We start from the raw sequence: 10,187 nt of genomic DNA on the forward strand, positions 1-10,187 counted from the left end.
GGTGGGGGTGGGGGTTTTGGTGGGGGTGGGGGTGCGGGTGTCGGTAGCGGTTTTGGTGGGGCCGGGCGTTCTGGTGGGGGTGGGGGTCCAGGTAGGGGGGTAGGAGTTGTCTGGGGTAAAAGAGGGGATGACAATTATCGGAGATTCAGAGGTTTTTAAAATAGCAATAGCCGTAGCCCGATTGGGGCTTAAGGGATTAAAGGGAATATTGGGCTGGATGTAGATGGTCAAATAACACAACAAGGAGAGAATGGTCATACCCAGAACAATGGCCAATAAAATAGTGGTTGTTTGATTATTTAACCGATCCATAACACTTCTCCTGGGGTTTGCCTGGCCACAGCTCAGGGCAACTCTTCACAGGCAATGCCATTGCCGTCACGGTCAAAATCATAAATATCCACCGCCGGCCCGCCAACGGTTTGAAATAAGCGTTGGGCGTCGGCCTGGGTTCTGCAATCGGAGCACGTGCGCGGGATAACCAGATCGTAATAGGGAGGCGTGCATAGGTTGGGGCGGGGAGTGGGCGTGGCAATAGGTTCAAAGTAAGATACCCGCGGCTGCCAATCAATATGCTTATTGTTAACGGCGTCTTCACTTTTGCAAGGGTTCATGATGCATCCTTTTTCCTGAAATTCCTGTCCTTCATCATCAAGATCGTCGCAGTAATTGGGGTTGTCGGCCAGGATGGGGTCGGTGGTAAATAAAACGGCCTTGCTGAGTTTTTCCCCCTCCAGCACCAGGTAGGCAAACCAGTTATGCGAGCGTTTGACGGCGGCCCGGTCGGTGCCGGGGATCAGGGTTACGCCGTATACTTCGGCGTATTCGGTTGGCCCGCTCAGAAAATAACTGCCGGGGACGGCAATCTCGCCATATTGAATCTGGTAGCCGGCTATTGGTTCGCCGTCTTCGCCGGTCACTGTATACCTCAGTTTGATATTGGCGCAGTTGTTTTCGCTATCGCCGCTGGTGCCAACAAAGGGATAGGGCGGGAAGGGGGTGGCGGTTGGCGTGACCACAATAGTGGGGGTTTTGCTGGCCGTAGGCGTGGCGGTAGGGGTATGTGTTTTGGTGGGGGTGGGGGTGCGGGTATCGGTGGCAGTACTGGTTGGGGGTGGGGTAAAGGTTGGCGTGGGGGTCCAGGTTGGTTCCCAGGTTGGAATAGCGGTTGTTGGCGGGGGTTGGGTTGGGGTTTGCGCTATTCTGGCGGCTACAATGGCGGTGGCCCGGCTGGGGCTAAGGGGGTTAAAGGGAATATCTGGCACCAGATAGATGGTGGCAAAACAAACACAACTGAGAATAATCAGCCCAAATATCATTGCTGCTAAAACGGTTGCCAGGCGATTGTCCATAGCTCTACTCCTTGCCAGGCAGTAGCAAGTATGTTTACCTTCAGGCCTTGCTATTCTGCCGCTTGTAAAGTATACAGCTCTTGGTTAGACACTGTTTTGACTCCAATAAAAATGTTGAGTTCGGGTTGAGTGGTCATTAATTTGGTGGAGGTGTCTAAAAGCTGTTTTTTCCGTTGTTCTTCCGGGTAGTTGGGATACCGGCCCAACTCCCCGGCTAAAACCTCGTCCCGTAATCGTTCTTCGGTGGCCCGGTCAATTTGGGAAGCTTCGGGCAGGGCGACAATGTAATCTGCGTATAGCGCAAAGAGCGTTTCATAAGTTTTGGTTAAATCGGCGCGGATTTGCTCGGCCTGATTTTCCCAGGCGGGCACAATGCTGAGGCCATAAGTCCGCCGGGCTATTCTGTATTTAATGGCTAACCATTCAATTTTGGCCAGGGTAAGGCCGATTTTTTTGGATACTTGCGTTTCTGCGGCTAATTCTGTGTCATAAAAAGGTAATTTTTGATTGTCTTCGGCCAGGAGCGCTTCTTGTAAAGCGGTGATGGCCGACGGCGGCGCATGTCCTCCTCGTTCTACCAGCAGGGCGGCCAATTCCTGCGCCCTGAGCCAGCGATTGGTTTCGGCGGCCTGGACCGGTTCAGGTAAAGGAACAGGCACGCCCTGGGGCAGATGGGTAACTGCTTCCGGCAGTAAGGCCAGAGCGGGCGGATTGGCGCTCAAGTCTAGACTTTTTCTGGCTAAATTCCTTTCTTCAAGGATGATGTAGTTTTTTTGGAGTCGTTCCAGAATTGAACGCCGGTGCGCGGCTTGCAAAAAAGGACTCCGGGCGGCTACAAGCAGGGCTTGATCCAGGTAAAATTTGGCCAGGGTTGGTTCGGCCAGGTCTATCAGGCCCTCACCGGTTTGTAAAAATATGTCTGCGCGGGCAGTGTCCGGTAAATTAGGGCTGAGGGTGGCAATTGTGCCGGCCATTTGATAACTAAATATGGCTTTTTCCTTTTGCTCATCAACCTGGTAGGCTGAAGCCAGCAACAAAAAATTCCCCACGCTCTCCTTATCGTTAAGGGTTGGCTGAAACAACAGGGCCGCCAGGGCAGTTTCGGGCCTTTCTTTGTTAATTGCCTCGGTAATCACCTCTGCTTCGGGCACGCCCCCTAACGAAGCCAGAGCCAGGGCAGGGTCAACCTGTTTCACCTCAATCATCTTTAGCGGCGCGGTGTCGGTTAAAAGACTCTGGCCTCCAAATTCGGCGGCGTTCGACCGGCGAGTGAGAATAAATATGGCCATTGCCGTGAGCAGGATCAGGAATAAAGTTATTAATGTGCCGACAATTAAGAATAAGCCCAGATAAGACTTTTTAAATTTTGTTTGCGTCATCGTGTTCTGGAACTCCGTGTCACTTGTGTTTTGAGCATAAAGTATAGCCTAAACCGTAACGATGTCCAGAACTAGAATTCAATGAATTTTTCTATGGCGGCCCGGGCGCGTTGCTCAGTTAGCCAATGCAAGAATGTTTGTTGTTTCAGAGCCTGGTGTATTTCCGGCGGCAATGGCCGTTCCGCCTCTCGGTTTTCAAGTTGAATAATGTGCAACCCCAACGGCGACTTGATGGGGCCGCTCACTTCCCCGGGGTGGATGGAAAAGGCAATCGTTTCCACCTCCGGCGGAACCAGCCCCAACTCTCGCGGAAACCAGCCCAGGCTGCCTCCATTCGCCCGGCTACTTTCGTCTAAAGAGTGCGCTTGGGCCAATGCCGCAAAGTCTGCCCCGCTTTTGAGTTGCTTGATAATGGCCCGGGCCGTGGCTTCGTCTGCTACCAGGATTTGCCGCATTTGCACTTGCTCGGCTGTGTCGGGGACATTGCGCGTGATGTGCTCAAAAACCTGATTGGCCATCAATTCCGCCCGCAATGTCTCTTTGAATTCAGCCAGCGTCAGGTTATTGGCAGCCAGCCATGTTTCAAATTGGGCCTGCCCGCCCCGGGCAACACTCTCCTGGATTTTGGCTTCAAGCAGGGCCTCGGTAATGGTCAAACCCAGCCGGTTGGCCTCTTGTTCAATCAGCGCCTGGTCAATGAGCGAATCCAGGACCTGCCGTTTAAGCTGGGACAGCGTGGCCTGCTCTTGCTCGCCGGTTATAGCCGGGTTTTGTGCTTTGAGAGCCTGCTCCAGTTGTGCCACTTGTTTTTGGTATGGGTCCAGAAAAATCGGTTGATTGTTGACTCTGGCGGCCAGAGGCTGTTCACCCTCAAAGGCACCCTGGTCAACCGCGCCCTCCTGATTATTGGGGGGAGGGGTCAACTCGAGTTGGATTTCCGGGGCGGTTTCAGCGGTTTGTTCAAGTGGCGTATTGGTAACGGGTGTTGTCGGTAGGGGAGAGGTGTTCTGGCAGGCGCTCAAAATGATGATCAGGGTAAAAATAAAAAAATATTTCACTTAAGCCAACTACCAATCATATAATTATACTATATATTGACAAAATTGTTGCCTGTACCACAAGATATAGGCAATAACGATAATCCAGTTCAATTATACTCGGATGGGCTTAAAAAGGCAATATTACTGCAAGATTATGTAAATATATTCATTTATTCTCTGGTAAATTTTACCCAGGCCCGGCAAGCTTGCCTACCTTGCCGGGCAGGACTATAATTTTGACGATTGGGTAATAACTCTTGCCGCATCTGTTGGTAAAAAATCTTATGCAAAGACGCCAGGGACGCAAAGTTTTTGTCTTTCTCTTTGCGTCCCTGGCGTCTTTGGGTGACATAATATTTTTCGAGATGGGCTGAGTGGTTGCCAGTTCAATTAAATTTTGATGGAGTTTATTGTGTCACAACAAGTTACAAATACCTCCCCTTCTTCACCCCTCCCTGCTGGATATATTTCCCGGCGGTGGGGTAGTTTGTTGGATCGTTGGGAATTACCCCCGGAAATGGGCATGATTGTTACGGCCCTGGTGGTAGGGATTGGCACCGGCCTGGGTGCCGTAGCCTTTCGTTTTTTGATCCGGGCCGTTGATTGGTTGGGTCTTACCTGGTTTCCCCAGGTAACTCGAACCTGGGGCCAGGCTTATATCGTCCTTGTGCCGGCCTTTGGCGGCCTGCTGGTCGGGTTACTGGTCTACTTTTTTGCCCGTGAGGCCAAAGGGCATGGCGTGCCCGAAGTAATGGAAGCCGTGGCCTTGCGCGGTGGGCGGATCCGGCCGGTGGTGGCCGTGGTCAAATCGTTGGCCTCATCCATCTGTATTGGCAGCGGCGGCTCGGTGGGGCGGGAAGGACCAATTGTCCAGATTGGGTCGGCTTTGGGTTCATCGGTGGGACAGGCGCTGCATTTATCAGAAGAACGTATCCGCAACCTGGTGGCATGTGGGGCCGCCGCCGGCATTGCCGCCACCTTCAATGCTCCTATTGCCGGTGTCATTTTTGCGTTGGAGGTTATCCTGGGCCACTTCAGTGTGGGCTATTTCAGCATAGTGGTTATTTCGGCGGTGGTGGCCGGGGTGATTGGCCGGATGGTCTTTGGCAATGTCCCGGCTTTTGTGATTCCCACTGAATATGGCGTTAATAGCCTATGGGAGTACAGCCTCTATCCCCTCCTGGGAGTGCTGGCGGCGGTAGTAGGGGTAGTGTTCGTCCGGCTGCTGTATTGGTCGGAAGACCGGTTTGACGACTGGCAGGGTGTCCCGGAATGGGTCAAACCGGCTATCGGCGGCACGTTGTTGGGGTTGCTGGGTTTGGCTTATCCCTATTTCACCGGAGTGACCTGGGAACGAGCGCCGCAGGTGTTCAATGTGGGTTACAGCGTAATCGAAGACGCCCTGGCCGGACAACTGGCCCTCAATGCGGTTTTTTTCTTGCTCTTTCTCAAACTGATTGCCACCAGTTTGACCCTGGGTTCGGGCGGTTCGGGCGGTATTTTTGCGCCCTCGTTGTTTATGGGCGCCATGCTGGGCGCCGCTTTTGGCCTGGCCATGAAATTTCTGTTTCCGGGCATTGTTGTTTCTGCGGGAGCGTATGCCCTGGTAGGGATGGGGGCGGTATTTGCCGCCGGGGCGCACGCGCCAATTACGGCCGTGCTCATCATGTTTGAGCTGACCGGCGATTACCGCATCATCCTGCCCCTTATGCTCACCGTGGTGGTGGCCACCTTGTTGGCGCAGAAGATGTTGAACGGGGAGTCGATCTATACCCTTAAGTTGACCCGGCGCGGCGTGCGCTTGCAGCGGGGCCGCGACGTGGACGTGATGGAGAGCGTGAAGGTAGAAGAGGTGATGCGTGTTGACGTGGATACCACGGCCACAAATCTGACTCTGGCCGAACTGGCGGAAGTATTCAATCGCTCGCGGCATCACGGCCTGCCGGTGCTTAACGCAGAGGGCAAACTATGGGGCATGGTCACCATCACCGACCTGGATCAGGCCGTGGCTGAGAACATTCCCCGGCGAGCCACCGTGGCCGAAATTGGTACGCCTAGAGATAGTCTCCTGGTGGCGTATCCCGACGAGACAATGGGCGTGGCTTTGCTCAGAATGGCCCGGCGCGGCCTGGGACGCCTGCCGGTTGTTTCCCGAACCGACCCTGCTCACCTGCTGGGCCTCATCCGGCGGGCGGACATTCTGCGGGCTTACAATCTGGCCTTGACCCGCCGGGCTGAATTGCAACACCGCGCCCGGCGGATGCAACTGCGCAACCTGGACGGCACTGAGTTTGTTGATCTCAGACTGGCGGAAGGTGACAATGCGGTGGGCAAAACGGTGCAGGATATCGCCTGCCTGCTGCCCTATGAGTGTATTCTCATCTCCATTCGCCGCGAGGGCCGGGTGCTCATTCCCCACGGCGATACCAAATTCCAGGCCGGCGATCACGTCACGGCCTTCATCCGCAACAGGGATGCCGAGAGCCTGCATGCATGCCTGCGCGGGAATCAGGCTAATGCATAAAAAACTGCCCAATCTCCCCTATTTGATGGCATTTTGACCAATTTGGTCTATAATATCCCTGCTTCATTTTAAGGTGGAATGAACGATGAACGACCAACGACGAATGACGAACGACCAAGCTGATTGTGCAATGGTTGTTGGTCGGTGGTCGGTGGTCGTTCGTTGTCTTCGTCGTTAGCTTCATTTAAAGGTTCCGACCAGGCCATCTTTGGCAACGCAGTGCGCCTGTATGGGGGCAACATTCAGGTTCATGCCCCCGGCTTTCGGGAAAAAACGCATCGGTTTCCCCTTATCCCCCTGGAGAATCCCGATAAACACTCTCACAAAGGAGTTTGTCAGTGGCAGTTATTCAATTAGAAAACGTAACTAAAATCTATACCGTCGGTGAAGTAGAAACCCGCGCCCTGAATGGGGTGAGCCTGAACATTGAAGAAGGAGAGTTCACCGCCCTGGTTGGCCCCTCCGGCTCCGGCAAAACCACTATGCTGCAACTGATGGGCTGTTTGGATAAACCCAACAATGGGGTGGTGAAAATCAACGGGTGCGACGTGACCCGCTTTAACGCCAACCAGCGCGCCGACCTGCGGCGGGAAGTGATTGGCTTTATCTTTCAATTTTTTGCCCTGGTGCCGGTGCTGAGCGCCTATGAAAATGTGGAACTGCCCCTGCTTTTGACTGGGGTAGAGTCCAAAGAACGAAAAGACCGGGTCATGGAGATGTTAGCAGCGGTTGATTTGGCCGACCGGGCCAATCACCGGCCCGACCAGATGAGCGGTGGGGAACAACAGCGGGTAGCCATTGCCCGTGCCCTGGCCACCCGCCCCAGCATGGTGCTGGCCGATGAGCCAACGGCCAATCTTGATACCGCCAACGGCGCCCAAGCTATGGAAATTATGCGGCGCCTTAATGAAGAAACCGGCACAGCCTTTATTTTTGCCACCCACGATCCCCGCGTGGTTGCTTTTGCCCGGCGGGTGGTCAAAATGCGCGACGGGCGCCTGGTAGACGACGGCTCAGAGAACAACAACTGAGTGAGCTTTCCTATTGACCAAAATAAAGAAACCGGTGCGATATGTTTAAATATATTCAATTAGCCTGGCGTAATATGTGGCGCAATTGGCGACGCACGCTTATTGCTACGGTGGCCATCGTGATGAGTATGATCTTGCTCATCTTCATGCAAGCCTTTATGGACGGCACCGACCAGGCAATTTATGGCAACATGGTCCGGCTTTACGGCGGCAATGTACTGATCCACGCGCCTGGATACCGTGATAAAGCCTCCAGGCTACCGATGCTGCCTTTGGAAAATGCCGAGGCCGTTCTTGCTGTGGTTAGAGACCAGCCGAATGTTGAGGCCGCATTCAGAAGGATCAACACCGGCGGCCTGGTTAGCAATCGTGATGCCTCGCAAGCGGTGAACATCACGGCCATTGAGCCGCAAATCGAAGCTCCCGTTAGTCTTGCGGCAGAGAACATCGTCGCCGGACGCTTTTTGACGCCGGAGGATGGCGACAATATTGTGATTGGGCAAGCCTTGGCCGATTATTTAAATGTATCCGTAGGCGACCGTGTTTCCTTAATCGGGCGGCGCAAAGATGAGTCGATGCGCCAACGCTCAATGACGATTGTTGGCATTTTTGATTTGGGTCTTGGAGATGCCGAAAAAAGCCTGGTTTATATGAACCTGCCCACGGCGCAAACACTGTACAATCTACGCGGTCAGGAAACAGAAGTGGCCGTTATCCTGGAAAAGATTGGCCAGGAAAATGCCTTTATCAACGCCATTGCCTCAAAGTTGCCTGACTACGAGGTTGATTCTCTATACACCCTGCGTCCGGAATTTGGCGAGGCCCTGGCCACCGACCGCATGATTGGGTTGTTGACCGGCGGCATCATGCTCTTGATGGGCGGCATTGGTATTCTCAATTTGATGCTGATGGCGGTTTTTGAACGGACACGGGAAATGGGCGTCCTGGCGGCCATGGGTATGAAAGGGCGTCAGGTAATGGCTTTGTTTGTATTAGAGGGGGCCTTCATTGGCCTGGTTGGGGCTGTCATCGGCTGTATCGCCAGTTGGCTGTTGGTCATGGCTGTTGGCCGAACGGGTATTGATTTTTCTGCTTTTGTCGAGGACCTTGAGAATGCCGGCGAAATTTACGCCTTGATGGGCGATCACCTTTACCCCCACATTTCCGGCACAATCATTGTTCTCTATGGTCTTGCAGCCGTGATCGTTGGCGCGCTGGCTGCATTGTACCCTGCCTGGCAAGCTTCCAAGAACGAACCGGCGGAATCACTGCACCACATTTAGGGAGAAATATGATGACGATGGCAAAATTCTTCACCATTGCTTATCGGAATTTGGTCCGCAATCGCCGCAGAACTGTTTTGACGGCACTGGTCGTCGCCCTGGGGCTGGTTGTAGCGATGTCATTCAGCGCGCTGTTAGACGGGATGCTGGTCAGTATGCTGGCCGATAATATCCGCGTGAGTACGGGCCACCTGCAAATACGAAATAAAAACTACGAGGCTGATAAGGCCAGTTTACTGTATCAAGATTTGCTCAAGGATGGCGAAACATTGGCCGCTCAAGCTGAAGCCCTGCCCGAAGTCCAATCGGCCGCGCCGGTATTGTGGAACAGCGGCTTGCTTAGTACGCCCCAAGAATCGCTAGGCGTAGAAATCGTGGGCCTTGATCCCGACGATGCTTTTCACGCCCCGATCAGAGAAGGAATCGCAGCCGGAGAATTTTTGAAGAGCAATGACCGGGGTCGAATCCTGATCGGCCAGCGGTTGGCCAAGGAAATGGGTATCACCGTGGGCCAGCGCGTTAGCGTGGCGGCCAGAGATGCCGACGGCCAGGGTCAAGAGAAAATTTTCACCGTGGCCGGGCTGGTTGATACAGGATTTCCCGGCATTGATCAGAATAGGGTCATTTTGCCTTTAGCAGAGGCGCAATCCTTTAGCGGTGTGGGCAACCGGGTGAGCAGCATCATCCTGATGTTGCACAATCAGGAGGATGCTGCCAGGGTAGCGACAGAACTTCAAGGGCCGGATATACAGATTTTAACCTGGGAAGATTTGAATAGCCTCCTGCTGCAATCCTGGGAAGTGGGCATTGTGTATTATTATGTGCTCTACGCAATTGTGTTCCTGGTTGTGGCCGCCCTCATCGCCAACACCTTGCTCATGTCCGTTTTTGCGCGGGCCCGCGAAATCGGCATTCTGGCCGCTTTGGGTATGAATCGCAGTCGAATCTTGTTGCTCTTTCTGATTGAAGGCATCCTGCTGGGCTTGTTGGGCACTGCGGCCGGGTGGGCGCTTGGCCTGGGCGCGGTTTCTTATCTGACCTTCGTGGGCATTCCCATCCCGGCGGAGACCGTCTCCCTGGTGGAAGGGTTTGCCTTTGGCACCACCATGTACGGTGGATTTGCGCCAGATCAATTTGCCATCCTGTCGTTGATGTTGCTGGCTATTGTTGCGCTGGTATCGCTCTATCCGGCCTGGTACGCCGCCAGAATGGAGCCAGTGGAGGCATTGCACTCACTTTAGGGTTAAGGATTTAATAACTTCCGCTTTGCCACTCCCGGCCCAGGTGTGGTATCATTGGCCCGGCGGGCGGTCAACGTGTGAGAGGGATGGCTGAACAACGATGGCCCAGGCAATAATGGCTCTATGGAAAAACAGATTGTAACTTTCAGGTCATGTCAGTCTGAGCGAGGAACGAGCGAAGAATCTCCATGCAGCATACCAAAAACGAAGCAAAGCAGTGCCGCATGGAGATTCTTCGGCCTATGGCCTGCTAAGAAACTGCCGGTAGGCCGGGGGGCTTGGGGGGTGCCCCCCCATTCGTTTCTTTTCCGGTTGAATAAGGCCCCGGCCTTATGGA

9 protein-coding genes are annotated in these 10,187 nt (G+C 53.9%); 5 read left to right on the plus strand and 4 right to left on the minus strand.

Annotation, left to right across the window (positions count from 1 at the left end; all coding sequences use genetic code 11):
- From JW953_13175 to JW953_13190, 4 genes are all read right to left on the minus strand, one after another.
- The coding region (locus JW953_13175) for a hypothetical protein (GenBank protein MBN1993646.1) at window positions 1–312 on the minus strand (312 nt) is incomplete at its 3' end.
- Between the two features lie 32 nt (window positions 313–344).
- Entirely contained in the window at window positions 345–1,352 is a 1,008-nt protein-coding gene (locus JW953_13180; protein ID MBN1993647.1) for a hypothetical protein, read from the minus strand.
- A 50-nt stretch (window positions 1,353–1,402) separates the two neighbouring features.
- On the minus strand, window positions 1,403–2,731 hold the full coding sequence (locus JW953_13185) for a hypothetical protein (GenBank protein MBN1993648.1): 1,329 nt from the start codon (window positions 2,729–2,731) through the stop codon (window positions 1,403–1,405).
- 71 nt (window positions 2,732–2,802) lie between these two features.
- A complete protein-coding gene (locus JW953_13190; protein ID MBN1993649.1) occupies window positions 2,803–3,789 on the minus strand; it encodes a peptidylprolyl isomerase in 987 nt (328 codons plus the stop codon).
- Between the two features lie 382 nt (window positions 3,790–4,171).
- Here JW953_13190 and JW953_13195 point away from each other — a divergent pair, with 382 nt between their 5' ends.
- The 5 genes from JW953_13195 to JW953_13215 all read left to right on the plus strand — a co-directional run bounded on the left by JW953_13195 (window position 4,172) and on the right by JW953_13215 (window position 9,850).
- Window positions 4,172–6,295, plus strand: coding sequence for a chloride channel protein (locus JW953_13195; protein ID MBN1993650.1), 2,124 nt, complete (start codon window positions 4,172–4,174; stop codon window positions 6,293–6,295).
- Between the two features lie 162 nt (window positions 6,296–6,457).
- Window positions 6,458–6,652 carry a hypothetical protein gene (locus tag JW953_13200; protein MBN1993651.1) on the plus strand — a complete coding sequence of 65 codons (195 nt, stop codon included), beginning with the start codon at window positions 6,458–6,460 and terminating at the stop codon, window positions 6,650–6,652.
- Window positions 6,634–7,326, plus strand: coding sequence for an ABC transporter ATP-binding protein (locus tag JW953_13205; GenBank protein MBN1993652.1), 693 nt, complete (start codon window positions 6,634–6,636; stop codon window positions 7,324–7,326). The genes JW953_13200 and JW953_13205 overlap by 19 nt, the downstream gene beginning before the upstream one ends.
- 41 nt (window positions 7,327–7,367) lie before the next feature.
- Entirely contained in the window at window positions 7,368–8,609 is a 1,242-nt protein-coding gene (locus tag JW953_13210; GenBank protein ID MBN1993653.1) for an ABC transporter permease, read from the plus strand.
- Between the two features lie 8 nt (window positions 8,610–8,617).
- Window positions 8,618–9,850: an ABC transporter permease gene (locus JW953_13215; protein ID MBN1993654.1), complete on the plus strand. Its 1,233-nt coding sequence runs from the start codon at window positions 8,618–8,620 to the stop codon at window positions 9,848–9,850.
- The last annotated feature ends 337 nt before the right edge of the window (window positions 9,851–10,187 follow it).

It is taken from the genome of Anaerolineae bacterium, from assembly GCA_016931895.1.
GTDB lineage: Bacteria > Chloroflexota > Anaerolineae > 4572-78 > J111 > JAFGNV01.